The 261-nt window shown below is 44.8% G+C and carries 1 protein-coding gene; it reads left to right on the top strand.

The window, feature by feature from the left end; genetic code table 11:
• Nucleotides 1–261: carbamoyl phosphate synthase preATP-grasp domain-containing protein (locus tag MTCD1_RS19520; RefSeq protein WP_143760196.1), on the top strand; the 261-nt coding region annotated here is incomplete at both ends.

Here is a 261-nt window from a genome sequence, read left to right as displayed (position 1 = left end):
TAAAGGCTTCTCTGATTTACGTTTGTCGGATCTGCTGGGTGTCAGTGAGTCAGAAGTTCGCAAGTTACGTCATAAGCTTGAGATTCATCCTGTGTATAAACGCGTCGATACTTGTGCCGCTGAGTTCTCAACCGATACCGCTTATATGTACTCTACCTATGAGGAAGAGTGTGAGGCGAATCCATCTAATCGTGACAAGATCATTATCTTAGGCGGTGGACCCAATAGGATTGGCCAGGGAATCGAGTTTGATTATTGTTG

Origin of the sequence: Colwellia marinimaniae, assembly GCF_002207865.1 — a bacterium.
Taxonomy (GTDB): Bacteria; Pseudomonadota; Gammaproteobacteria; order Enterobacterales; family Alteromonadaceae; genus Colwellia; species Colwellia marinimaniae.
Note: the sequence above shows the minus strand (reverse complement) of the source record. Positions and strands in the feature narration are given on the sequence as shown.